Here is a 24,415-nt window from a genome sequence, read left to right on the forward strand (position 1 = left end):
GGTGATGGTGAGCCGATTCTACTCCGGCGGGGCGCATGCCGTGGCCGGGGTATCAATGGCGCTTATGGGACGATCATTCGCGGCCCACGCCGGCGGGCAAGCGCTTGCCTATACTTTCCTGCATATCCATTCTTGCGGGAGTCTTCATGCAACCATTCGCGTATCGCCGGCGCAAGCTGCTGCGCACCGCCGCCGGCCTGACGCTGGGAAGTGGGGCAATGACCGCGCCGGCCGCCGCGATCGACGACGCTGGCCTGGGCGCCAGTTACGACGTGGCCGGCGACATCGTCAACCTGGAAAACGGCTACTACGGCATCATGGCGCGTCCGGTGCTGGACGACTACAAGCGCAACCTCGATTACCTGAACCGCCACAACTCGCACTACCTGCGCACGCGCTTCGACCGCGAAGACCTGGCGGCAATCAGGGCGCAGCTGGCGACGCATGCCGGTGTCGCGCCTGGAGAGATCGCGATCACGCGCAGCGCGGTGGAGGCGCTGCAAAACCTGATCCTGAACTACCGCCTGCTGAAACAAGGCGACACGGTCATGATCTGCAACCTGGACTACGGCACGGTGATGGACGCCATGCGCGCGCTGGCCAAGCACCGCGGCGCGGGGCTGGTGTCGGTGACGATTCCCGAGCCGGCCACGCGCCAGAACGTCATCGACGCCTATGCCGATGCCTTGCAGCGGCATCCGCGCACGCGATTGCTGCTGCTGACCCACGTGAACCACCGCACCGGCCTGGTGCTGCCGGTGGCCGAGATCGCGCGCATCGCGCGCGCGCGCGGCGTGGACGTGGTGGCCGACATCGCACAATCGTTCGGCCAGCTCGATTTCCGCATCCCCGACCTGGGCGTGGACTTCGTCGGCGCCAACCTGCACAAGTGGATCGGGGCGCCGCTCGGCCTGGGCTTCCTGTATATCCGCGACGGCCGCCTGCAGGACATCGACATCGATTGCGGTAATACCGAGCATCCACCGGCCGACATCCGCGCCCGCGTGAATGCCGGGACGCTGAACGTGGCGGCGGTGATGACGATCCCGAAGGCGCTGTCCTTCCATGCGCGCATCCCGCTGGCCGCACGTGCCGCGCATCTGCGCTCGCTGCGCGACTACTGGGTGACGCGGGTGCGCGAGCTGCCGCGGGTCGACGTGCTGACGCCGGACGACGCGGGGATGGCGGGCGCCTTGACGTCATTCCGCCTGAAAGACAAGACTTCGTTCGAGGACAATGTGGCGCTGGCGCGCACGCTGCTCGATCGCTATGGCATCTTCACGGTGGCGCGCGAGGGGCCGGTGGGCGGCGGCTGCATCCGTGTAACGCCCTCGTACTTCACGACCACGACGCAGCTGGACCGCCTGGTGGCGGCGATCCGCGCGCTGGCCACCTGATTCAGCCGGGCTGGGTTTCCTCGGTGGCGGCTTCCTGCAGGCCGCGCACCAGGCTCGAGACGCTTGGATTATCGACGAAGACGCAGCGTTTGCCGTGGCGCTTGCAATGGTCTTTCACGCGCCAGTAGGCGCTGTGGCTGATGCAGCCGGTCTGGCAGATCACGAGGTCGGCGGCGGCCAGGCTGGCATCGAGCTGGCTGCTGCTGTCTTCGAGGCCGCCGTCGTGGTGGGCGAACTGGGCGCCGACCCGCTCGATCATATTGCGATAGATCGGCACGCTGCTGCTGCGGCCTCCCACGCACAATACGCTGCGGTTTTCCAGGCGCACCGGCATCGCCACCGGCACCGCCTGGATCGGCGTGGGGGCCGCTTCGGTCTCTTGCACCGGCGCCGGTGCGCGCGCCGCCTTCAGTTCGACCAGTTGCGTGCGCAGGGACTGTTCGCGCGCTTCCATCTGCGCCACGCGTTCGGCCAGGCGCTCGCGCGTTTCGAGTTCGGGGATACTGGCCTGCAGCCGCGCCAGTTCGGCGCGCAGGACCTGGACGTCGCCATCGCGCGCGATGGTCGCCGCGCGCGCCGCCCGCAACTGGCTTTCGTGGCGTTCGCCCTCGAGCGCCTTCTCCTGGCCCAGCGCATTGCAGCGTTCCTGCAGGCGCGCCACTTCGCGCTCGAGGCGCGCATTGTCGGCCACGACCGCATTGAACTTGTTGATATCGGCGCGCGCGCAGGCGCCGGCCTGGTGCTGCACCATATGGATATCGCGGCACATCTTCTCTTCGAGCGCGGTGCTGCAGCGCGGATGCGACAGCCCGGCCCAGAACGCCCCGGCGACATCGCCCGCAGCGACCGCCGCTTCCCACATGGCCTCGACCTGCTCAGTCGTCTTGGCCGAGCGGAAGCGCTGGATATGTTGCGCATAGCGGCGCTCGAGTTCCTTCTGCACCGCATCGGCGACGGGAGTGCGCAGCGCGCATTCGCTGACGGTGCCGACGTGGATATCGTAATCGTCGTGCAATACCTTCCCGCCCGTCACCTTCTCCACCAGCTTGCGCAGCCCACCCAGTGGCAGCCCGACCCCGACCAGCGGGCAATGGCAGGCATGGGACAGCTCCCAGACGCGCCGCCGGCGCGAGCCCTGCGGGCCGTCAGCAGGGCAGGGTACGTTCGAAGCGTGTTTATCGCACATGTCGTTCCTCTCGACGCAAGGTAGTGGCAGACCGAACGGCGCGCCTTCGATCAGATGATAATGATTCTCATTCATCATTCTATATCAGCCAATACGCCACGCAAGCGAAATCTTCACTCGTGCGCCAATTCATCGCCCCCACACCCCCCCAGTTCACCACCGGGGTCAGAGTAGAATTATTGAGCAATTCTCCAGAATTGCTTTTAATTTTACTCTGACCCTAATTATTCCTTTGGAAGGAAATTGCCAGCCAAGATGACCCTGTCCCCGATTAACCGCGCTTGGTGAGAAATTGCTCAGTAATTCTACTCTGACCCTAATTATTTAAACGCTGATTAATTGCCGAGCGTTATGAAATTAAAAGCGAGAATTTGTATTGAATGAAGTATTTTCTCCTATGAGAGAAGAATGTCCTGAGTGTAGCGATTTGACCCCGAAATTAATGAGGGTCAGAGTAGAGTTATTTTGCAATTTATTTAAAAAATGGACCTCTGGGAGTTGATCGTTTTGGTGTTTCTTTTGCGATCTTGGCCATCAATTCTACTCTGACCCTCATTATCAGCCTGGCGGAGAAATTGCTCAACAATTCTACTCTGACCCTGATTGGCGGGTTAGGTGGGGAGGGCGATGGTGGCGGTGAGGCCGGGGGGGGTGTTGGTGAGCGTGAGGGTGCCGCCGTGGGCTTCGACGCAGGAGCGGGCGATCGAGAGGCCGAGGCCGACGCCGCTGCCGCCGGCGCTGCCGTGGCCGTTGTCGCCGCCCGTGTCGCGGCAGCGGGCGCTGTCGAGGCGGGCGAAAGGTTCGAAAACGCGGTCCAGCTCGTCCTCGGGGATGCCGGGGCCGTTGTCGATTACCGCCAGCATCACGTCGTTGCGGTCTTGCGCGACGCTGGCGCATAGCCTTACTTCGGTGCCGTGGCGGATCGCGTTTTCGGCGAGGTTGCCGAGGGCGCGGCGCAGGGCCACCGGGCGGCAGCGGTAGGGCAGGTTCGCCGGGCCGGCGTAGCGGATGCTTTTGCCGGGGCGCGCCAGTTCGGTTGCCAGGTCGTGCATCAGGGCGGCCAGGTCGATGTCTTGCGAGGGCTCGCCGATGCATTCCTCGGCCGCGAAGCGCAGGGTCTGTTCCACCATCAGGCCCATCGTCTCGAGCGTGCGGATCATTGCGGCGCGCAGTTCTGGGTCGTCGATCAGCTCCACCCGTACCCGCAAGGAGGTGATCGGCGTGCGCAGGTCGTGGCTGATCGCGGCCAGCATGCGCGTGCGGTCTTCATTAAAGCGCTGCTGGCGCTCGGCCATCGTGTTGAAGGCGGCCGTCAGCTCGCGCGCCTCGCGCGGGCCGGTCACCGGCAGCGGGCCGTCATGCTCGCCGCGGCTGAAACGCTCGGCGGCGCGCTCCAGCGCGCGGATCGGACGCAGGATGCGGCCGATGAAGGGCAGCGCTACCAGCAGCACCGGCAGGGTGCTCACCGGGACCGAGAAGTGCAATGGGCGCCACCACGGACTGCCGCTGGGCGACTGGTGGTAGCCCACCAGCCAGCGTCCGTCCGGCAGCTGGACCGAGGCCAGCATCCCCGGTTTGCGCACGCCATCGGCGCCCGGCACGTGGTCGGTCAGCTGCACCCAGCTGCGCGGGGCCGGTGCGCGCGGCAGGCGGTCGGCCAGCGCCTTTGCCTGCTGGTGCTCGGCCTCGCTCATCGCCGGGCTGTCGGCGCTGGCGCTCGTGGCCAGCCAGAAGCGCGTGGCCGGCGTGCCGATCGACGCCAAGAGCTCTTCTGCTTTTTCCGGCGCCAGCCGCAGCGACTGGTAGACGCCGGCCATGCGGTCAAGCATATAGCGCGCCGCCAGCGGATGCATGGCGTCCGGCGTCATCTGGCGCACGATGATCGCGGCGGCGTGCGCGAGCAGCACGGCCAGCAGCATCGTGGCGACCAGCTGGCCGCCCATGGTCTTCGGGATCAGGCGCATCAGCCGGCCGCCGGCAGCGGCTTGACGTCGGCGGTGAACACATAGCCGTCGCCCCACGAGGTCTTGAGCAGGCGGGGGCGGCGCGGATCGCTTTCCAGTTTCTTGCGCAGGCGGCTCACCTGGCTGTCGATGCTGCGGTCGAAGTTCTGCACCTCGCCGTCGCGCGTCAGGTCGAGCAGCTCGTCGCGGCTCAATACCTTGCCGGCACGTTCGACCAGCACGCCGAGCAGGCGCAGTTCGGAGCTGCTCAGGGCCACCGGCTCGCCGCCCGCATCGCGCAGCTCGCGCTTGTCCATGTCCAGCGTCCAGTCGCCGAAGGCATAGCGGCGGCCCGGCCAACCGGTCGCGGCGCGACTCAAGCGCCGCAGCAGGCCCTTGATGCGGGCCACCAGTTCGCGCGGATCGAAGGGCTTGGTCACGTAGTCGTCGGCGCCGATCTCGAGCCCCGCCACGCGCTCGTCCTGGCCGGCCATCGCGGTCAACAGGATCACCGGCGTGCCGCTGGTCTCGGCCAGGTGGCGGCACAGCGACAGGCCATCCTCGCCCGGCAGCATGATGTCGAGCACTACCAGGTCGATCCGGTGTTCGCGCAACAGCGCGCGCGCCGCCTGGGCGTCGGCCGCGGTCATCACCTCCAGGTCGTGGCGGCGCAGGAAGGCGGCGAGCGGGTCGCGGATGTCGGCGTGGTCATCGACCACGAGGATGCGGGAAGGGGAAGTGGACACTGTATTCATTGCTGGGTGATCAAGGTTTGCCACAACTTGACAAACTTTCTGACGGTTAATTGCATATGATAATCATTATCATTCGCGACGAACGGTCCTGGCAATAGGTGTTCGCCGCAAGCAGAAATTTTGAACGACGGAAAGAACGACAGCGTATGCAGCACACGACAACGGCATGGTTCAAGCGTACGACCATGGCGGCAGCACTCCACGGCGCCCTTGCCATGAGCGCCCACGCGGCGCCGGATGCACCTGAAGCGCCCGATTTCAACCCGCAAGCCGCCGGCGCATCCGGCACCGTGCCGACCGTCGTGGTCACTGCCGCCGGTTTCGAGCAGTCGGCCACCGACGCTCCCGCCAGCATCACCGTGATCACCCGCGAAGACCTGGAGAAGCGCCCTTTTCGCGACCTGACCGATGCCCTGCGCGATGTGCAAGGCGTGACCGTCACCGGTGTCGCCAACGAACAGGATATCCTGATTCGCGGCCTGCCTGGTCAATACACGCTGATCCTGGTGGACGGCAAGCGCCAGTCGACCCGCGATGCGCGCACCAACGGCAACGCCGGCTACGAGCAGAGCTTCATTCCGCCTTTGGCGGCGATCGAGCGCATCGAAGTCGTGCGCGGCCCGATGTCGTCGCTGTACGGTTCCGACGCCATGGGTGGCGTCATCAACATCATCACGCGCAAGGTCGCCAAGGCCTGGGGCGGCTCGCTCGGTGTCGACGGCACCCTGCAGGAGCACGGCGATTCGGGCAACTCGACCCAGGGCCAGTTCTTCCTGAACGGACCCGTTGCCAGCAACGTCCTCGGCCTGCAGCTGTGGGGCAAGCAGAACAAGCGCACCGAGGACGAGATCCTGAACGGCTTCAACGGCGCCAAGGACCGCGACCTGACCGCACGCCTGGCCTGGACCCCGAACGCGCAGCACGATGTGCTGCTCGAAGCCGGCAAGAGTGAACTGAAACGCCACAGCTCGGCCGGCCGCGTGCTGGCGCCGACCGCATCGAACTCGCGCCAGGAACACAGCCGCGACCACTGGTCGCTGTCGCACAACGGCCGCTGGGGCTGGGCCACCTCGCAAGTCGCCCTGACCCAGGAAAAGGGCCAGCGCGAGACCCATACCCAAGACCGGAGTGGGAACTACATCCGCAACGAGCGTGCGCCGGAGATCAAGAACACGGTGCTGGACGCGAAGCTCAATGCCCGCATGGGCGACCACTTCCTGGTGGTCGGCGGCCAGTACAACCGCGGCGAACTGCTGGATCAGAATCCGGGCCGCCGCAGCGGCGTCGACGAGCACTTCAGCATCATCCAGAAGGCGCTGTTCGTCGAAGACGAATGGAGCATCACCGACACCCTGGCCCTGACCGCCGGCCTGCGCGCCGACGACCATGAAATCTACGGCAATCACTGGTCGCCGCGCCTGTACGCCGTGTGGCATGCCAGCGACGCGGTCACGATCAAGGGCGGCATCTCGCGTGGCTTTCGCGCCCCTGAGATCCGCAATATCGCGCCGGGCTACGCCTATACCACCGGCGGCGGCGGCTGCACCTATGGCCCGACCGGCACCTGCGGCGTGATCATCGGCGACCCGGACCTGAAGGCCGAGACCAGCACCAGCTACGAGCTCTCCGCGCACTTCAACAACAAGGCCGGGATCCAGGCGAATGCGACCCTGTTCTACACCGACTTCAAGGACAAGGTGGCCAATGCGCTGATCTACAACGACGACGGGTCGATCGCGCGCTGGTCGGAAGACCCGAACTACCGCCTCTGGTACAGCTACAACATCGACGACGCCACGATCCAGGGCCTGGAGCTGGGCCTGACCTGGCAGCCGGTGCGCACGCTGGCGTTCAAGTCGAACTATACCTATACCGATTCGGAGCAGAAGGGCGGCGCCTACGCCGGCTATGCGCTGACCCGCACGCCGAAGCACCGCGGCACGCTGCGCGCCGACTGGAACCTGACCGACGCGCTCGACCTGTGGGCCTCGGTCACCTATAACGGCAAGGAAATCAACGCCGCCGCGCGCTCGGGAAGCAACGGCGTGACCCTGCCGAACGGCGCCAGGGAATACGGCGACTACACGATCGGCGACATCGGCATGACCTATGACTGGAGCCGCAACGTCGCCATCAAGGCCGCGCTGTTCAACGTCAGCGACAAGCGCCTCGACGAGCTGACCTACAACACGGTCGGCGACGGCCGCCGCCTGTGGCTGGGCATTACCACACGCTTCTAAATCCCCAATTGTTGAACGAGACAGGAACACCGACATGACCATCAAGAACATCTTCCAAGGCCGCCGCGCAGTGCTGGCGGTCGGCGCCGCCCTGGCATTCGGCGCGCTCCCCGTACATGCACAAAATGCGGCCCAGAACACCGTGCAGATCAAGCACGCCAGCGGCACCACCGCCGTCCCGGCCAACCCGAAGAAGGTCATCGTGCTCGACGCCACCACGCTCGACAACCTGTCGGCGCTGGACGTGAACGCGGCAGGCGGACCTGTGGCCGGCGTGCCGACCATGAGCACCACCGCACGCCCGCTGCCGCGCCACCTGGCGCGCTACAACAGCGCGCCCAAGATGGGCACCCTGTTCGAGCCGGACTATGAAAAAATCCATGGCGCCAAGCCCGACCTGATCATCGTCGGCGGCCGTTCGCAGGCCAAGTACGCGCAACTGGCCAAGATTGCGCCGACCATCGACCTGACCCCGGACCGCAGCAACCTGGTCGCCAGCGCCAAGAACAACGTGAACACGCTGGCCGGCCTGTTCGGCAAGCAGGCACGCGCCAAGGAACTGAACGACAAGCTCGATAGCTCGATCGCCGCCCTCAAGACGCAAGCCGCCAATGCCGGTACCGGCCTGATCGTGCTCACCACCGGCGGCAAGATGAGCGCCTACGGTCCGGGTTCGCGCTTCGGCGTCCTGCACGACACCTTCGGCATCAAGCCGGCAGTAGCCAAGCTTGACACCTCGAACCACGGCCAGGCGATCTCCTTCGAATTCATCCAGAAGACCAACCCGGACTGGCTGTTCGTGATCGACCGCGACGCCGCCATCGGCCGCGAAGGCACGGCCGCCGCCAAATTCCTGGACAACGAACTGGTGCGCCAGTCCAACGCCTGGAAGAACAAGCGCGTGGTCTACCTCGATGGCCTGAACTGGTACACCCTGGGCGGCGCCGGCATCACCGCGCTGCAGGAAAATGTCGACCAGCTGGCGCGCGCCTTGACCTCCGCGGGACGCTGATCACGATGGCAGCAAGCGTGCGCTCTGCGCGACACATTTCGCACGCCTGGCTGGCGCTGCCGCTATTGCTGACGGCGGCGCTGGTCGCGTTGAGCGTGGCCATCGGCGCCGGCGATTTCAGCTTCGCCGGCCTGCTGGCCGGCACCCAGTCCGACGCCTGGCAGCTGCTGGTCGTCAGCCGCCTGCCGCGTACCCTGGCCCTGCTGCTGGCCGGGATGTCCCTCGCCGTGGCCGGCCTCATCATGCAGATGCTGGTACGGAATCGCTTCGTCGAACCGTCCACCGCCGGCACCATTGAAGCCGCCACCCTGGGCGTGCTGGTGCTGGCGCTGCTGGCGCCCGACACGCCCGTGTTCGGCAAGATGCTGGTGGCAGCAGGCTTTGCGATGGCCGGCACCTTCCTGTTCCTGGGGCTGTTGAGACGCATTCCCATGCGCTCCCCCTACCTGGTGCCGCTGGTCGGCCTGATCCTGGGCGGCGTGATCCAGGCGGTGACGACCTTCTTCGCCTTCCGCCATGACATGCTGCAAACCTTGCACGCCTGGACCGTCGGCGATTTCTCTGGCGTGCTGCGCGGGCGCTACGAACTGCTGTGGATCGGCGCCGTGCTGGCCTTTGCGGCCTGGGTCGCGGCCGACCGTTTTACGGTCGCCGGCATGGGCCAGCAGTTCACCACCAACCTGGGCCTGAACTACAAGCGCCTGACCTTCTACGGCCTGTTGATCGTGTCGGCGATTTCGGCGGTGGTGGTGGTCACGGCCGGCAGCATTCCCTTCCTGGGCCTGATCGTGCCGAACGTGGTCAGTATCCTGTTTGGCGACAATATGCGCCGCTCGGTGCCGTGGGTCGCGCTGCTCGGCGGGCTGTTCGTGCTGGCCTGCGACATCGTCGGCCGCCTGGTCGTGTATCCCTACGAGATCCCGATCGGCACCGTGGTCGGCATCATTGGCGGCGCATTGTTCCTGTTCCTGTTGCTGCGAGGTCGTTCACGTGACGCTTGATGTTTCCCCTAAAATCAGGCTCGCCTTGCTCGCCACGCTGGCGCTGTCCGTTGTCGCGGCCTTCATGCTGATCGGCGCCGGCGGCAACTGGGACTTCGTGCTGCCATTCCGCGGCGCCAAGCTGGCGGCGATGCTGCTGGTGGCGTATGCGATCGCGGTGTCGTCGGTGCTGTTCCAGACGATTACCCACAACCGCATCCTGACCCCGTCGATCATGGGCTTCGATGCCCTGTACCTGTTGATCCAGGCCGTGATCATCTTCACCCTCGGCATCGATCCGCTCACCGAGACCGGCAACCCCAACCTGCGCTTCGCGGTCGAGGTGGTATTGATGACGGGCTTCGCCTGCCTGCTGTTTCGCGCGCTGTTCAACGGCGCGGCGCACAGCCTGCACCTGATGCTGCTGGCCGGTATCGTGTTCGGCCTGCTGTTTCGCAGCCTGTCGAGCTTCGTGATGCGCCTGATCGACCCCAACGAGTTCATGGTGCTGCAAGACCGCATGTTCGCCTCGTTCAACGCGATCCAGACCGGCCTCTTGTGGGTGGCGGCGGTGGCGATCGGCCTGGCCTCGGTCGCGGCCTGGCGACTGCGCCGCCAGTACGATGTGTTGATGCTGGGCCGCGAGATCGCGCTGAACCTCGGCATCGACTACCGGCGCACGGTGATGTTCACGCTGGCCCTGATCGCGGTGATGGTATCGGTATCGACCGCCCTGGTCGGCCCGGTCACCTTCTTCGGCCTGTTGGTCAGCAACCTGGCGTATGCGACGGCCGGTTCGGGCAAGCACAAATACCTGCTGCCGATGGCCGTGCTGTGGGGCGTGGTGTTCCTGGTCGGCGGCCAGGTGCTGCTCGAGCGCGTGCTCGAACTGAATGCCACCGTCAGCGTCGTCATCGAATTCGTCGGCGGCCTGCTGTTCCTGTTCCTGATCACCCGCAAGAAGCCGACCTAGAGAGTACCGAGCATGATCGAGATTTCCCATATCAGCAAACGCTATGCCGACACCGTCGTGGTCGACGACGTGACGCTTACCTTGCCGGCCGGCGGCGTCACCGCCATCATCGGCCCCAATGGCGCCGGCAAGTCGACCGTGCTGTCGATGATCAGCCGCCTGCTGCCGATGAGCGCGGGCCGGGTGCTGGTCGACGGCATCGACGTGGTGAACGGCGATAGCAAGGAGCTGGCCAAGCGCCTGGCCATCCTGCGCCAGGACAACCATCTGCCGATGCGCCTCACGGTGCGCGACCTGGTCGCTTTCGGCCGCTACCCGCACACGCAGGGTCGGCCGACGGTCGACGATGCGGCCCACGTCGAGCGCGCGCTCGGCTACCTGGGCCTGTCGGACCTGGCCGGGCGCTACCTCGACCAATTGTCGGGCGGCCAGCGCCAGCGCGCCTTCGTCGCGATGGTGCTGTGCCAGGATACCGACTACGTGCTGCTCGACGAACCGCTCAACAACCTCGACATGCGCCACGCGGTCGACATGATGGCGCTGCTGCGCCGCACCTCGCGCGAACTGGGCAAGACCGTGATCCTGGTCCTGCACGACATTAACTTCGCCTCGTGCTACGCCGACCGCATCGTCGCGATGCGCGGCGGGAAGGTCGCCTACCACGGCACGCCGCTCGAGCTGATCCAGCCCGAGGTGCTGCGCGACCTGTACCAGCTCGACATCCGGGTGCACGAGATCGACGGCCAGCGCATCTGCGTCTACTACTGAAGGAACCGTGATCGCGCGCGGATGAACGCAGGTCATCTGCTACACTCGGCCGATCTTTCCCCTAGAAGCCCGTGCCGCGTTGATCCACACTCCACCTTCCGCTGACCTTCCTTCGGTGCTGGCCGGCCCGATCCTGCGCCGCCTCGAGCCGGGCCGCCTGGTGCTGTGGCTCGTCGGCAGCGCCGCGCTCGACCTGGTCCTGGAACTCGCCCCAGGCGGCGCCGCGCCGCACAGTGTGCGGCTCGACGAGTCGTGCTGCCGTGTCGTGCGGGTCGGCACCCATGCATATATCCACCTGGTCGACATCGCCCTGGACGCGCCGCTGCCGCAAGACACGCTGGTCGAGTACGACCTGGTCGACGCCGCGGGCGAGGGCATTGCCCAGTGGGCGCCGCACCTGCTGCATGCAGGGCAGGCACGCCCCAGCTTCGTGCTGCGCAGCCGCATGGACAACATCCTCTACGGCTCCTGCCGCAAGCCGCACCACCGCTCGCGCGACGGCCTGGCCTGCGCCGACGCCCTGCTGGCCGGCCATATCGACGAGACCGAGGCGCGGCCCGCCATGCTGATGCTGTGCGGCGACCAGGTATATGCCGACGACGTGGCCGGCCCCATGCTGGCGGCGGTGCATGCGCTCATCGAGCGGCTGGGCCTGTACGGCGAATGCCTGGATGGCGCGGTCGTGGAAGACAGCGCGGCGCTGTATGCCCACCCGGCCGGCTACTACCGGCGCGAAGACCTGCTGCCCGCCTTCAAATCGAACGACGACTTGCGCGACAAGTTCTTCGGCGGCTCCGAGAAGCCGATCTTCACCACCGCCAATGCCCACAACCACCTGGTCACGCTGGCCGAGGTGATGGCGATGTACCTGCTGGTGTGGTCGCCCACGCCGTGGCAGGTCGTGGGCGAGCCGGCGATGCCGGATTTGAAGCCGAAGCACGTCGAACGCTGGCAGCGCGAATGGGCCGCGCTGCAGGGTTTCTGCGAGGAGTTGCCGCAGGCCGCGCGCCTGCTGGCGCATGTGCAGACCCTGATGATCTTCGACGACCACGACATCACCGACGACTGGAACCTGTCGGCCAGGTGGGAGACGACGGCCTACGAACACCCGTTCTCGCGCCGCATCATCGGCAATGCCCTGATCGCCTATATGCTGTGCCAGGGCTGGGGCAACCGGCCCGACGTGTTCGGCGAGGCGCTCGACGCCATGGTGGACTTGAGCGCCGCCCCGGATGCGCGCGGCCGGCTCGAGCCGCAGGCCCAGGATGCACTGGTCCAGCGCCTGCTGGCGTTTCGCCAGTGGGACTACATGCTGCGCACCCAGCCCGCCATCATCGTGCTCGATACCCGTACCCGGCGCTGGCGCAACCGGCGCACGCCAAGCCATCCGTCGGGCCTGATGGATTGGGAATCGCTGACCGAGTTGCAGCACGAGCTGCTCGACGAGACGGCCGCCGTGATCGTCTCGCCGGCGCCGATGTTCGGGGTCAAGCTGATCGAGGTGGTGCAGCGCATCGCCACCTTCGCCGGCCTGGCCCTGACGGTCGACGCCGAGAACTGGATGGCGCACCGCGGCGCGGCCAGCAGCATGCTCAATATCTTCCGCCACTCGCGCACGCCGGGCAACTATGTGGTGCTGTCGGGCGATGTGCATTACTCCTTCGTCTACGACGTCGAGGTGCGTGAATCGGAGCGTCCGCAGCACGTCTGGCAGATCACCAGCAGCGGCATCAAGAACGAGTTCCCGCGCCGCCTGCTCGACTGGCTCGACCGCCTGAACCGCTGGCTGTATTCGCCGCGCTCGCCGCTGAACTGGTTCACCAAGCGCCGCGACCTGGCCTTGAGCCCGCGCCTGCCCGACCAGAGGACGAGCGGCGAGCGCCTGTGGAACGGCGCCGGCATCGGCCAGGTCTGGCTCGACGCCCACGGCCGCCCGACGCGCATCGTGCAGCACAATGCCGACGGCCGGCCATCCACCCAATTCCTGCTGCCGGACGACGACGTGTCCGCACCGGCGGTCGAGGAGCCGCGGCGGGCCGCGTAGGCCGCGCCGCTTGAAGGATCAGCCGCCCAGCGCCAGCGGCTGGCCGCGCGCCCAGCGGTTGGACGACAGCGAAAAACTCAGCGCCCGCACCTGGTGGTACCAGCCGGCCGGCACGTACAGCATGTCGCCAGGTTCCACGATGATTTCGACCAGCGCCGCCTGGCGCGCCAGCGGGAAGGCCTCGACATCGGGCGCTTCCGGATCGACCGGAGAGCCGAACAGCAGCGGGTTGGCCTCGCGGGTATACAAGAAGACGTCGTGGTGCGGCGGCGCCAGGAAGATGCGTTTCTTGCCCCACAGCTGGGCGAAGATATTGTCGTCGTAGTCGCAATGCATCGGCGTCACCGTGCGCGCCGGGCCGATCCAGAAGCGGGGAGGCCCCATCTTGTCGAACCAGGCCGGCCAGTGGCATAGCCGGTTCAGTTCGCGCAGGGACAGGTTGCCGACATACGGCGGCAGATCGGACGCGGCATCCGGCGGCGCCAGGTCGAGGTAGTCGCGCAGCAGCATGTCCTGCATCGCGCGGTCGGGCGCGAAGGCCGTATTGACGTAGTCGCCGACGCGCGCGCGCACGGGCAGGTGGCCGAACTGTTCGCGCAAGTCCTGCGCGGTCAGGTGAGCGAGGGGCCAGTGCTTGACGATGCCCGTGACCAGGAAGGGCATGCCGGCCGCGGCGCGCGCGCGGAAATCGGCCGCATCGAGCCGGCCGACGCGCGGCACCGCGGTAAATGCGGGAAGCGCGCGCGCGGCCTGGCGGATGGCGTCGCGCATCGCCTCGATCGAGGCCACGCCGCGCACCTGCGCCGCTTTCTCGGCTTCGGCCAGTTTTTTCGCCGCCATGTCTTGCTCTGCCGGCTGGGCCTGGCGCGGCGGTAGGCGGCTGCCTGAAAATTTCTCTACTGCCATGTGATGTCGTACCGGACGCCCTGCTTGGGCGAAACCCCGTATGGTACTAGCAACGCGCTTTTAATCCGCTATCAATTGATAAAAAGCAGGTTTCGAAGCGGATGGAACGGCTCTGTTAGGCAGCGCACTGTGTCTGATGGCTGATCCATTGTATTTTTTGTATCGCGACGCAGTTGGTTCGATACTGCGCTCGTGACGAAGCCCTGGAAGGGCGCTCGCCCCGAGATCCGGGACGGTCAGCCTGATAGATCGATGGAACTTTGTGCTGGTTTGAGGTCAGTGAAACAAGCAACTGATCTTGGGCATGAGACAGCGCTGCCATTGATGTACCGCAGGCAGCTATCGTTCCCGCGTTTTGTATCGGACTGATTCAAGGAAGAATGTGGTGATAGTCGAATATCGGTCTACTCCGCGTTGGTCACACTATTTTATGAGGGATACATCATGGATAATCAAAAGTCTAACGAAGGTAAAGGCATCGACGCCAACAAGGCCGGTTCGAACATCGGCAAGAGCCAGGACTCCAGCCTGAACAAGGGCACCACCGCATCGTCGGGCAGCCAGCAGAGCGCGTCGTCGAACCTGGGCAGCACCAGCTCGTCGTCGTCGCCATCGTCGCTGAGCCAGCAGAGCGCCTCGTCGAGCGGCAATATGGGCAGCACCGGTTCGTCGATCGGCTCGCAGTCGTCGTCCTCGTCCTCGTCGAACCAGAGCTCGGCTGCAGGCAGCAGCGGTTCGCTGGGCAATAGCGGCCTGGGCGCTTCGTCGTCGAGCCAGTCGGCATCGTCGACCCCGTCGTCGTCGGCATCGTCGTCGGATTCGTCCAACGGCGATCAATCGACCGTCGGCGGCATCAAGGCAGCGATTTCGTCGATCTCGCCAGACAAGGTGCACGCAGGCATCGACAAGGCAGCGCAAGCCGCCCAGCCTGTCGTCGACAACCTGGCTTCGCGCGCCCACGCCGGTGTCGACAAGGTCAGCGGTCTGCTGAGCTCGGCCCAAGAAAAACTGGGCGGCGGCTCGGCCCAGATGAGCGAGAAGTGCTCGGAACTGTCGGCCCAGGGCAAGGAATACGTCAAGAACAATCCGGGCAGCGCACTGCTGGCCGCGGTGGGCGTCGGCTTCATCCTGGCCAAGCTGCTGGGTGGCTCGAGCGACCGTCACGAGTATCGCAACTACCGCGATTACCGCGACTAATCTTGTCGCAAGGCAGCGCGCCGGCTGGCGCGCCCCTTGAACGGCCCGGCCGGCGTTTGCTGGCCGGGCTTTTTTCGTCCTGGTTTAACGCTTCCTTAACGCCTCACTAACATCTCGATGACAGCATGCGACCTAGCATGCTTAGCATGAATATCGAGAAACTTCATCTGCCCAAAAGTATCAGTGACGGATCGACGACGTCACCGGTTCCGTCCATCGGATTGGCGCGCATCACAGGCTGGGCCGGTCCGTTCGCACCGCTCGTCCACCTGCTGTGCATCGGGCTGGTTCTCCTTTCCTGTTTCAGGCTCGCACTGATTGCCTGGCAATGGCCGCGCGTATCCGCCACCGGCATCGTGCCCGAGATCCTGGTCCAGGGCGTGCGTGCCGACCTGATCCTGCTCGGCTATTGCCTCGCCATTCCGCTGCTGCTGGCGCCCCTGCTGGCGCATGCCCGCAGTGCCCGCCTGTGGCGCAGCGCCAGCGTGGCCTGGACCGGCTTCGCACTGATCTTCATCGTGTTCATGGAAGTGGCCTCGCCGCAGTTCATCATGCAATACGATGCGCGGCCGAACCGTCTGTTCATCGAATACCTTGGCTATCCGCAGGAGGTATTCTCGACCCTGTGGCATGGCTTTCGCACCGCGTTGCTGCTGGGTTGCGCGCTGACCGTCATCCTCGGCATCGCGCTGCTGCGCCTGTTGAAAACAACGTCGGCCACCATGTCCATGTGGCCGAGCCGCAAGCTGCTGCTGGTCTGGCCGCTCCTGTGCCTGCTGGTGTTCGTGCAGATCCGCTCCACCACCGGCCATCGCCCGGCCAATCCGGCCATGTTCGCCCTGACCGGCGATGCGATGGTCAATTCCCTTGTCATCAACTCGGCCTGGTCGGTGCTGGATGCGATCCGCGCGATGGGCAATGAGGCGAAGTCGTCCGAAATCTATGGCGACTTCCCGCGCGAACAGGTGTTGGCCGAGGTGAAGGCGGCGCCGTGGCTGCGCGACTACCGCTTCCCGAATCCGGAACTGCCGACCCTGCATTACCAGCAGGCGGCGGTCCAGCGCAGCAAACCCCTGAACCTCGTCATCGTGCTGCAGGAGAGCATGGGCGCCACCTTCGTCGAATCGCTGGGCGGCCTGCCGGTGACGCCGGAACTGGAAAAGCTCAAGCACGAGGGCTGGTGGTTCGAGCAGCTGTACGCCACCGGCACCCGCTCGGTGCGCGGCATCGAGGCGGTGGTCGCCGGCTATGCGCCGACGCCGGCGCGCAGCACGGTGAAACTGTCGCTGTCGCAGAACAATTTCTATACGCTGGCCGATGGGCTGGGCCGCCAGGGTTATCGCACCGAATTCGTCTACGGCGGCGAGGCGCACTTCGACAATATGCGCAGCTTCTTTACCGGTAACGGCTTCCAGAACATCGTCGACATCGGCGATATGAAGCCGGCCTTCGTGGGCAGCTGGGGCGCGTCGGACGAAGACCTGTTCGACAAGTCGCTCGAACGCCTCAAGACGCTGCATGCGCAAGACAAACCGTTCTTCAGCCTGATCTTCACGTCCTCGAACCACGAGCCGTTCGAATTCCCGGATGGCAAGATCACCTTGCACGACCCCGACAAGCAGACCGTCAACAATGCGGTCAAGTATGCCGACCACGCGCTCGGCAACTTCATCCGCGAAGCCAAGCGGCAGGCCTACTGGAAGGACACCGTGTTCCTGATCGTGGCCGACCACGACAACCGCGTCTACGGGAACAGCCTGGTGCCGATCAAGAAATTCCATATCCCCGGCCTGATCCTGGGCGCCGACATCGAACCGAAGCGCATTGCGACCATCGCCAGCCAGGTCGACCTGGGCCCGACCTTGCTGTCGCTGCTGGGCGTGTCGAGCACGCACCCCATGATCGGGCGCGACCTGGTGAAGGACGCCACCACGCCGGGCCGCGCGCTGATCCAGTTCAACGATTATTTCGCCTACCTCGAAGGATCGGATGCGACCGTGCTGCGGCCCGGGCAGGCGCCGCTGGCGGCGCGCTACGATGCCGCCAGCGGCGCCTTCGATCCGGGCAGCGGCGCCCCAGGCCAGGACAAGGTCGACCGCGCGATGGCGCACGTGATGCTGCCGTCGCTGCTGTACCGCGAACAGCGCTATCGCGCGCCGGACTAGCCGGGAAAGGTGATCGTGAAGCGGCTGCCGCCGTGCGGGCAGCGTTCGTAGACAAGGGTGGCGCCCAGGTATTCGCAGATGCGGGTCACCAGCGACAGGCCCAGGCCGGTGCCGGCCGAACCGCTGGACGGGGCCGCGCGTTCGGCCTGGCCCAGCACCTGGCGCACCGCGTCCGGCAGGCCGGGGCCGGTGTCCTCGACGATCACCCGCTGCGGCGCGAGCGATACGGTGACGGCGCCGCTTTCTGTGTACTGGCAGGCGTTGCGCAGCAGGTTGCCGACGATCGAGGTGCATAGCTCGCTCGGCGCGCGCACCACGACGTCGGCCTCGCCCACGCAGCGCAGAACGACGGGTTTACCGGCCACCATGGCCTGGTGGCGCTCGGTCTCGCGGCGTGCGATTGCGCTCACCGAGACCGGTTCCAGTTCGCCGACGCCGGGCGCGCGCGCCAGCAGCAGCAAGACGGTGACGCATTCGGTGGCCTCTTGCGCCGCACGATAGATGCGGGCGGCCGGCGCGCGCAGCGCGGGATGGGTTTCGTCCTGCAGCAAAATCTCGGCTGCGCCCATGATCACGGTGAGCGGGGTGCGCAATTCGTGACTGACGTCGCCGGTAAAAAAGCGTTCGCGGTCGAGAAAGGCGCGCAGCTGCGAGGTGTGCGCGTCGAGGGCGCGCGCCAGCACACCCAGTTCGTCCTCGCGGCTGGCATGCGGCAGCGGCGAGGCGCCTTGCGTGACTGCGTCGGCCAGCTCGCGCATCGGGATCACGATGCGGCGCCCGACGTAGCCGCCCAGGCTCGCGGCGAGCAGGGCGAACACGAAGAAGAAGCCGCCGAACATCGAATACACGACCAGCTCCACCTGCTCGTAGTCGCTCTCGTAGTCGACCACCACATAGGGTTGCCCGGCGCTGCTGCCGGCCAGGACCTGCAAGCCCTTGCCATCGAGTTCGATGTCGGAGATGCCTGGCGCCAGGCCGCGCAGGCGCGGCGGGATCTCGTTGCCCAGGTGGAAGCGCACGCCGGCCGGCAGGTCGGTCTCCAGGCCGGCCGCGCGCCGCGGCAGGGCCCAGGTGGCGACGTCGGACAGGCGGTTGTCGACCAGGTGCACCTCGATGCCCTCGACCGCCAGCGCTGCCAGCATGGCGACCAGCAGCGACAGCACCACCCCGAACAGGACGAAGGCGGCGGTGATGCCGCGCTTGAGCGAATCAGTCCGCAGCATGCGAAGAGGGGGCAGCGTCGGGCAGCGCGATGCGGTAGCCGACACCGGCGATGGTATGCAGCATCGGGTGCACGAACGGCTTGTCGAGCGCCTGGCGCAGCGCGTGGATATGCGTGCGCAGGGCGTCGCTCTCGGGCCGGTCGTCGCCCCACAGCGCCTGTTCCAGCGTCTCGCGGGTGACGATGCGCGGGGCCGCGGCCAACAGGCAGCGCAACAGGGCGTAGCCGGTCTTGGTGAGCGTGATGCGCACGCCGTCGCGTGAAGCCTCTTGCAGGTCGGGGTCGAACACGATGCCGCCGAAGCGCAGCTCGCTGCCTACGGCTTGCCGGCCTTCGGCGCGGCGCACCAGCGCGCGCAGGCGCATATCGAGTTCGGCCATCGAGAACGGCTTGACCAGGTAGTCGTCGGCGCCGGCATCGAAGCCGGCGGCCTTGTCGGCCAGGCTGTCGCGCGCGGTCAGCATCAGCACCGGGGTCGCCAGCCGCAGCTCGGCGCGCAGCTTCTGGCACAGTTCCACGCCGTTCAGGCCGGGCAGCATGACGTCGAGCACGATGACGTCGTAGCCGTTCTCGGAAGCCAGGGCCAGCCCAGCGTAGCCGGTGCGCGCCGAGTCGACCGCATAGCCCTTGGGCTCCAGAAAGCCGTACAGGTTGGCCAGGATATCGGGATTGTCTTCGACGACGAGGATACGCATGGCGGTATTGTAAGCCTAGCCTGGGCTGGTTTCCCCGGTTTTTGCCGGTGCCGGCGCGGGAGCGCCCTGGCGCCGCAGCCTGCGACCATGCCGCTTGAGCCAGTGTTCCAGGTCGTCGATATAGGTGTACACCGCCGGCACCACCAGCAGGCTCAACAAGGTCGAGGTGATCAGGCCGCCGATCACCGCCACCGCCATCGGCGAGCGGAAGCTCGGGTCGCCAGAGAAGCCCAGCGCCAGCGGCAGCATGCCGGCGCCCATGGCGATGGTGGTCATCACGATCGGGCGGCTGCGCTTGTGGCAGGCGTCGACCAGGGCGTCGAAGCGGTTCATCCCGGCCTCGCGCGCCAGGATCGCATAGTCGACCAGCAGGATCGAATTCTTGGTCACGATCCCCATCAGCATGATCAGGCCGATCATGGTCGGCATCGACAGTGCATTGCTGGTGAGCAGAAGGGCCACGAACGCCCCGCCGATCGACAGCGGCAGCGCGGCCAGGATCGTCACCGGCTGCATGAAGTCCGAGAACAGCAGCACCAGCACGCCGTAGATGCACAGCACGCCGATCAGCATCGCCACGCCGAAGCTGTTGAACAGCGCCTGCATCTCTTGCGCGTCGCCCAGTTCCGCGATGGTCACCGACGACGGCAGCGACTGGAACACCGGCAGCGCGCGCGCCTCGGCATTGACTTCGCCCAGCGCGCGGCCCGACAGCTCGACGTCGAGCGTCACGTTGCGGCTGCGGTTCAGGCGGTCGATCTGGGCCGGGCCGCTTTCCATCGTGATGTCGGCGACGGTGGACAGCAGCACCGGGCCGTTCGCGCCCGGCACCGTCAGGCGGCCGATGGCATCGAGGTCGGCGCGCACCGTGTCGGGCAGCTTGACCCGGATCGGCACCTGGCGTTCGTCCAGGTTCATCTTGGCCAGCGATTGCTCGTAGTCGCCGGCGGTGGCCACGCGCACCGTCTCGCCGATCGACGCCGCCGTCACGCCCAGGTCGGCGGCGCGCGCAAAGTCGGGCCGCACGATGATCTCGGGGCGCACCAGCGACGCGCTGGAGCTGACGTTGCCGATGCCGCCCAGGGTGCGCAGCTCGCGCTCGGCCTGGCGCGCGGCCGCGGTGAGCGCCTGGGCATCGTCGCTGCGCAGCACCAGCTGCATCTTGGTGCCGGCGTCCGGCATGCCGACGGTGAAGCGGGCGCCGGGGATGCCCACCAGGCGCTGCCTGATGCCGTTCTCGATCGCGCCCAGCTTCATGTCGCGCTCGCTGCGGTGGACGGTGGCGACGGTCAGCACGGCGCGCCGCGCCTCGGCCGCCGCGCCGGGCGAAAAGGCGTCGCCGCTGGAGCCGCCGCCGATCGAGCTGAACACGCTCTTGACGCCGGTCACCGCCATCACTTGCTGGCGCACCTGCTCGGCCACCGCATGGGTCTGGGCCAGGGTGGAGCCGGGCGGCAGTTCGATATTGACCTGGGTCTGCGAGCGGTCGGCGGGCGGCATGAAGCCGGTCGGCAGCAGCGGCACCAGGGCCAGCGAGCCGACGAAGAACAGGGCCGCGCCGAGCATGGTCAGGCCGCGGCGGCGCAGGCACCACTGCATCACCGTGAGATAGCGGCGCATCAGCGGGCCGTCCTGCGGCGCGTGCGGGTTGCCCTGGGCATCCTTGTGGATGTGCTTGGGCGCCTTCATCAGGTAGGCGCACATCATCGGCGTCAACAGGCGCGCCACCAGCAGCGAGGCCAGGATCGCCAGCACCGCGGTCCAGCCGAACTGCTTGAAGAATTTTCCGGGAATGCCGCCCATGAAGGCGGTCGGCAGGAATACGGCGACCAGGGCGAAGGTGGTCGCGATCACCGCCATCCCGATCTCGTCGGCCGCTTCCAGCGCGGCCTGCATCGGCGTCTTGCCCATGTGGAGGTGGCGCGAGATGTTCTCGATCTCGACGATCGCATCGTCGACCAGCACGCCCACCACCAGCGCCAGCGACAGCAGGGTGACCATGTTCAGCGTGTAGCCGAACAGGTATTGGCCCAGGAAGGCCGGGATCACCGACAGCGGCAGGGCGGCGGCCGCGATCAGGGTCGCGCGCCAGTCGCGCAGGAACCACCACACCACCAGCACCGCCAGCAGCGCGCCTTCGTACAGCATGTGCATCGAGGCGTCGAAGTTTTCCTCGACCGAGTAGGAGTTGTCGATCACTTCCTTGATCACCAGCTTGGGATTTTCCTGGCCCAGCTGCGCCATCGCGGCGCGCGCGCCGGTGGCGACGTCGATCTCGCCGGCGCCGCGGGTGCGGAACACCTCGAAGGCGACCACCTTGCGGCCATCCTGCTCGGCCAGCGCGCGCTGCTCCTCGACCGTGTCCTTGACTGTGGCCACCTGATCCAGGCGCACGTGGCGGCCGTCCGGCAGCGGGATGTCCATCGCCGCCAGCTGCTGCGCCGTCTGCACGGTGGCCAGGGTGCGCACCGACTGTTCGACGCCGGCCACGTCGCCGCGTCCGCCTGGCGCTTCGCGCTGTACATTGCGCAGCTGGCGCGACACATCCAGCGCCGACACGCGCAGGGCGGCCATGCGCTGGTCGTCCAGTTCGACCCGCACCTCGCGCGACACGCCGCCCACGCGCTTGACCGCGCCCAGGCCGGGCACGCTCAGCAGGCGCTTGGAGACGTCGTTGTCGACGAACCAGCTCAGGTCCTGGTCGTCCAGGCCCGAGCCCTCGCTGGCGGCGACGGTGAAGGTCGAGACCACGCGGCCGGCGGTGGCGGTCTTGGTGACGGTGGGGTCGCGCAGCTCGGCCGGCATGTCGGCGCGCACGCGCGAGACCGCGTCGCGCACGTCGTTGACGGCATCGGCCGGATCGCGCTCGAGGATGAATTCGACCGTGACGGTGGCCACGCCGTCGAGCACGCGGGTATAGATGTTCTTGATGCCTTGCAGGGTGGCGATCGAGTCTTCCATCTTGCGCGCGACCTCGGTCTCGAGCTGGGCCGGGGCGGCGCCGTCGAGGGTCGCGGTGACGGTCACGATCGGCAGTTCGATGTCCGGGAAGTCCTGCACCTTGCTGGCATTGAAGGCCAGCAGCCCTGCTACCGTGAGCAGGACGAACAGCATGATCGCCGGGATCGGGTTGCGGATCGAGAGGGCGGAGAAATTCATCGTGCCGTCCTCAGCGCGCGGCCGTGGCGCGCGGGGTTGGCGCCGGCGTGGCGATGTTGCGCACCAGGTCGCCGTCGTTGAGGAAGCCGGCGCCCTGCACCACGATCGGGGTGTCGGCATTCACGCCGCTGACGACTTCGACCCGCTCTCCCAGGCGGCGTCCGAGGGTCACCTTCACCTGGCTCACGCGGTTGTCGGCGTTCAGGCCGAACACATAGCTGAAGCCGTCGCGCACGGCGACCGCCTGCTGCGGCACGGTCAGCGCGTTCGAGGCGCCTAGTTCGAAGCGGCCGCTGGCGAACATGCCGGCTTTCAAAGGGGTGTCGTTCGACAGCGCCGGCGGCAGGTCGACATACACCAGGGCGATGCGGGTCTGCGGATCGACCGATGGCGCCACGGTGCGCACCTTGCCGGCGATCTCGGCGCCGCTGGCGGCACGCACGAGCGCTTTCGCGCCGGGCTTGATGCGGCCCAGGTCTTGCGCCACGACTTCGGCGCGCCACTCGAGGCGGCCCTGGCGGATCATGCGGAACAGTTCCGTGCCGACGCCGACCACGGCGCCGACGGTGGCGCTGCGTGCCGAGATCACGCCGCTGTCGGGGGCGACTACCTTCGTGTATTTGAGGCGCAGCTGCTGCTGGGTGAGCGTGGCCTGGGCCGACTGCACCCGCGCCGCGGCCGTGCGCTCGCCGGTGACATACTGGATGACCTGCTGCGCGCTCATCGCGCCCGAGCTTTCGAGGCTGCGGGCACGCTCGGCGTTGGCCTTCGCTTCCTGGGCATTGGCCTGGGCCTCGAGCAGCGCGGCGCGCGCGCCTTCGATCTCGGCACGCACCGTCTCGTCGGAGAACACCGCCAGCACCTCGCCCTTCTTGACCACGTCGCCGACATTGACCCGCACCTCGGCCAGGCGCAGGCCGTTCGACTCGCTGCCGATCACGGCTTCCTGCCAGGCGGCGATGCTGCCGTTGGCGGTCAGGTTGATCGGCAGGCTGGTGGTGGCGGGGCGGGCGGTGGTGACGCTCAGGGCGGGACGCGGCGGCGCTTTTTCATCCTTGGCGGTGGCGCGGTTCGCGGTGGCCAGTGCAATGCCGGCGCACAGGGCGGCGGCCAGGGTAATGGCGAGGACGCGCGTGGTTCGAATTTTTATCATGGTGTGAATGTCTTCTGCGGTATCGGCCAAGTGTAGCAAATACGATACGGACAACAGGTGCGCGCACGCGGCGCCACGGATAGACGAGGATGGATGCAGGACGGGGTGATTCAGCCGAGAATGTGGCCTAAAGATAGGGAAGGGCGCCAAAAGGGAATTTGCGCACTGCCGCAAACGCACTCTGCAGATGAGAGCATTAGAGGGCTTCCTCTATTGAAACAACTACAGTAGTTCTACCGTATTGCACTGCACAATAAAAAAGACTATATTAGAACCGTCTCCTCCAGTTTTCTCCGAAAATTGGATTCCCGCCCGCCAACCATCAGGTTTCGCGGGCGTTTTTTTTGCCTGTGACGGGTTTATTGGACGTCTTCGCCCTGGAAGGCGTTGGCGCGCCAGGTCAGCACCAGCGTGTCGCGGTGCCCGTGTTCGCCCAGCGGCTGGATCGGCGTCGATTCGTGGATCACGGCCGCGTCGTCCAGCAGCAGCAGGGTCCAGGCCTCGAACATGGTGAAACGCTGCCCGGCCGGGCCGTGGGCGTCGAAGACGCGCGTCTCGCCGCCCTTGATGTCCTTGCGCCCGACGAGCATCACGGCCACGAAGTTCACGCCGTCGCGGTG

General features: G+C 66.5%; 18 protein-coding genes. 9 read left to right on the top strand and 9 right to left on the bottom strand.

Going from position 1 to position 24,415, the window contains the following annotated elements; genetic code table 11:
- Positions 1–146: 146 nt before the first annotated feature.
- On the top strand, positions 147–1,397 hold the full coding sequence (locus tag E8M83_RS09170) for an aminotransferase class V-fold PLP-dependent enzyme (protein WP_137173061.1): 1,251 nt from the start codon (positions 147–149) through the stop codon (positions 1,395–1,397).
- A 1-nt stretch (position 1,398) separates the two neighbouring features.
- Here E8M83_RS09170 and E8M83_RS09175 read toward each other — a convergent pair whose 3' ends face one another.
- From E8M83_RS09175 to E8M83_RS09185, 3 genes are all read right to left on the bottom strand, one after another.
- Positions 1,399–2,583, bottom strand: coding sequence for a DUF2325 domain-containing protein (locus E8M83_RS09175; RefSeq protein ID WP_137173062.1), 1,185 nt, complete (start codon positions 2,581–2,583; stop codon positions 1,399–1,401).
- A gap of 611 nt (positions 2,584–3,194) precedes the next feature.
- On the bottom strand, positions 3,195–4,547 hold the full coding sequence (locus tag E8M83_RS09180) for an ATP-binding protein (RefSeq protein ID WP_137173063.1): 1,353 nt from the start codon (positions 4,545–4,547) through the stop codon (positions 3,195–3,197).
- Positions 4,547–5,281: a response regulator gene (locus E8M83_RS09185; protein ID WP_137173064.1), complete on the bottom strand. Its 735-nt coding sequence runs from the start codon at positions 5,279–5,281 to the stop codon at positions 4,547–4,549. The genes E8M83_RS09180 and E8M83_RS09185 overlap by 1 nt, the downstream gene beginning before the upstream one ends.
- Before the next feature lie 146 nt (positions 5,282–5,427).
- Here E8M83_RS09185 and E8M83_RS09190 point away from each other — a divergent pair, with 146 nt between their 5' ends.
- The 6 genes from E8M83_RS09190 to E8M83_RS09215 all read left to right on the top strand — a co-directional run bounded on the left by E8M83_RS09190 (position 5,428) and on the right by E8M83_RS09215 (position 13,298).
- Positions 5,428–7,521, top strand: a complete 2,094-nt coding sequence (locus E8M83_RS09190; RefSeq protein ID WP_137173065.1) for a TonB-dependent receptor domain-containing protein — start codon at positions 5,428–5,430, stop codon at positions 7,519–7,521.
- A gap of 34 nt (positions 7,522–7,555) precedes the next feature.
- On the top strand, positions 7,556–8,533 hold the full coding sequence (locus E8M83_RS09195; RefSeq protein ID WP_137173066.1) for a siderophore ABC transporter substrate-binding protein: 978 nt from the start codon (positions 7,556–7,558) through the stop codon (positions 8,531–8,533).
- A gap of 5 nt (positions 8,534–8,538) precedes the next feature.
- Positions 8,539–9,534, top strand: coding sequence for an ABC transporter permease (locus tag E8M83_RS09200; protein WP_137173067.1), 996 nt, complete (start codon positions 8,539–8,541; stop codon positions 9,532–9,534).
- Positions 9,524–10,486: an iron chelate uptake ABC transporter family permease subunit gene (locus E8M83_RS09205; RefSeq protein ID WP_137173068.1), complete on the top strand. Its 963-nt coding sequence runs from the start codon at positions 9,524–9,526 to the stop codon at positions 10,484–10,486. Before E8M83_RS09200 ends, E8M83_RS09205 begins: the two co-directional genes overlap by 11 nt.
- 12 nt (positions 10,487–10,498) lie before the next feature.
- A complete protein-coding gene (locus E8M83_RS09210; RefSeq protein WP_137173069.1) occupies positions 10,499–11,254 on the top strand; it encodes an ABC transporter ATP-binding protein in 756 nt (251 codons plus the stop codon).
- Between the two features lie 115 nt (positions 11,255–11,369).
- Positions 11,370–13,298: an alkaline phosphatase D family protein gene (locus E8M83_RS09215; RefSeq protein ID WP_137173078.1), complete on the top strand. Its 1,929-nt coding sequence runs from the start codon at positions 11,370–11,372 to the stop codon at positions 13,296–13,298.
- 18 nt (positions 13,299–13,316) lie between these two features.
- Here the strand turns inward: E8M83_RS09215 and E8M83_RS09220 are convergent, their stop codons facing one another.
- Positions 13,317–14,204, bottom strand: a complete 888-nt coding sequence (locus E8M83_RS09220; RefSeq protein WP_137173070.1) for a cupin-like domain-containing protein — start codon at positions 14,202–14,204, stop codon at positions 13,317–13,319.
- A gap of 444 nt (positions 14,205–14,648) precedes the next feature.
- On the opposite strand from E8M83_RS09220, the gene E8M83_RS09225 reads away from it, so the two are divergent.
- Positions 14,649–15,401 (top strand): YqjD family protein, encoded by a 753-nt coding sequence (locus E8M83_RS09225; RefSeq protein ID WP_137173071.1) that lies wholly within the window; start codon positions 14,649–14,651, stop codon positions 15,399–15,401.
- Between the two features lie 221 nt (positions 15,402–15,622).
- Complete coding sequence (locus tag E8M83_RS09230) at positions 15,623–17,566, top strand: LTA synthase family protein (protein WP_229491467.1); 1,944 nt, start codon at positions 15,623–15,625, stop codon at positions 17,564–17,566.
- Here the strand turns inward: E8M83_RS09230 and E8M83_RS09235 are convergent.
- The 5 genes from E8M83_RS09235 to E8M83_RS09255 all read right to left on the bottom strand — a co-directional run.
- Complete coding sequence (locus tag E8M83_RS09235; protein ID WP_137173072.1) at positions 17,563–18,789, bottom strand: HAMP domain-containing sensor histidine kinase; 1,227 nt, start codon at positions 18,787–18,789, stop codon at positions 17,563–17,565. The two genes, E8M83_RS09230 and E8M83_RS09235, sit on opposite strands and share 4 nt — an antisense overlap.
- On the bottom strand, positions 18,776–19,483 hold the full coding sequence (locus E8M83_RS09240) for a response regulator transcription factor (protein WP_137173073.1): 708 nt from the start codon (positions 19,481–19,483) through the stop codon (positions 18,776–18,778). The genes E8M83_RS09235 and E8M83_RS09240 overlap by 14 nt, the downstream gene beginning before the upstream one ends.
- Positions 19,484–19,498: 15 nt before the next feature.
- On the bottom strand, positions 19,499–22,642 hold the full coding sequence (locus tag E8M83_RS09245) for an efflux RND transporter permease subunit (protein WP_137173074.1): 3,144 nt from the start codon (positions 22,640–22,642) through the stop codon (positions 19,499–19,501).
- A gap of 10 nt (positions 22,643–22,652) precedes the next feature.
- Positions 22,653–23,795 carry an efflux RND transporter periplasmic adaptor subunit gene (locus tag E8M83_RS09250; protein ID WP_137173075.1) on the bottom strand — a complete coding sequence of 381 codons (1,143 nt, stop codon included), beginning with the start codon at positions 23,793–23,795 and terminating at the stop codon, positions 22,653–22,655.
- Positions 23,796–24,154: 359 nt separating this feature from the next.
- Positions 24,155–24,415 (bottom strand): 2OG-Fe dioxygenase family protein (locus E8M83_RS09255; RefSeq protein WP_170976751.1); only part of this gene is annotated, 261 nt, incomplete at its 5' end.

Origin of the sequence: Massilia sp. HP4 (assembly GCF_005222695.1) — a bacterium.
Lineage (GTDB): Bacteria > Pseudomonadota > Gammaproteobacteria > Burkholderiales > Burkholderiaceae_D > Telluria.

Bases quoted from the DNA above. Each gene is read 5' to 3' on its own strand.
- E8M83_RS09170 (WP_137173061.1), top strand. From the start codon at position 147: ATGCAACCATTCGCGTATCGCCGGCGCAAGCTGCTGCGCACCGCCGCC.
- E8M83_RS09175 (WP_137173062.1), bottom strand. From the start codon at position 2,583: ATGTGCGATAAACACGCTTCGAACGTACCCTGCCCTGCTGACGGCCCG.
- E8M83_RS09180 (WP_137173063.1), bottom strand. From the start codon at position 4,547: ATGCGCCTGATCCCGAAGACCATGGGCGGCCAGCTGGTCGCCACGATG.
- E8M83_RS09185 (WP_137173064.1), bottom strand. From the start codon at position 5,281: ATGAATACAGTGTCCACTTCCCCTTCCCGCATCCTCGTGGTCGATGAC.
- E8M83_RS09190 (WP_137173065.1), top strand. From the start codon at position 5,428: ATGCAGCACACGACAACGGCATGGTTCAAGCGTACGACCATGGCGGCA.
- E8M83_RS09195 (WP_137173066.1), top strand. From the start codon at position 7,556: ATGACCATCAAGAACATCTTCCAAGGCCGCCGCGCAGTGCTGGCGGTC.
- E8M83_RS09200 (WP_137173067.1), top strand. From the start codon at position 8,539: ATGGCAGCAAGCGTGCGCTCTGCGCGACACATTTCGCACGCCTGGCTG.
- E8M83_RS09210 (WP_137173069.1), top strand. From the start codon at position 10,499: ATGATCGAGATTTCCCATATCAGCAAACGCTATGCCGACACCGTCGTG.
- E8M83_RS09220 (WP_137173070.1), bottom strand. From the start codon at position 14,204: ATGGCAGTAGAGAAATTTTCAGGCAGCCGCCTACCGCCGCGCCAGGCC.
- E8M83_RS09225 (WP_137173071.1), top strand. From the start codon at position 14,649: ATGGATAATCAAAAGTCTAACGAAGGTAAAGGCATCGACGCCAACAAG.
- E8M83_RS09235 (WP_137173072.1), bottom strand. From the start codon at position 18,789: ATGCTGCGGACTGATTCGCTCAAGCGCGGCATCACCGCCGCCTTCGTC.
- E8M83_RS09240 (WP_137173073.1), bottom strand. From the start codon at position 19,483: ATGCGTATCCTCGTCGTCGAAGACAATCCCGATATCCTGGCCAACCTG.
- E8M83_RS09245 (WP_137173074.1), bottom strand. From the start codon at position 22,642: ATGAATTTCTCCGCCCTCTCGATCCGCAACCCGATCCCGGCGATCATG.
- E8M83_RS09250 (WP_137173075.1), bottom strand. From the start codon at position 23,795: ATGATAAAAATTCGAACCACGCGCGTCCTCGCCATTACCCTGGCCGCC.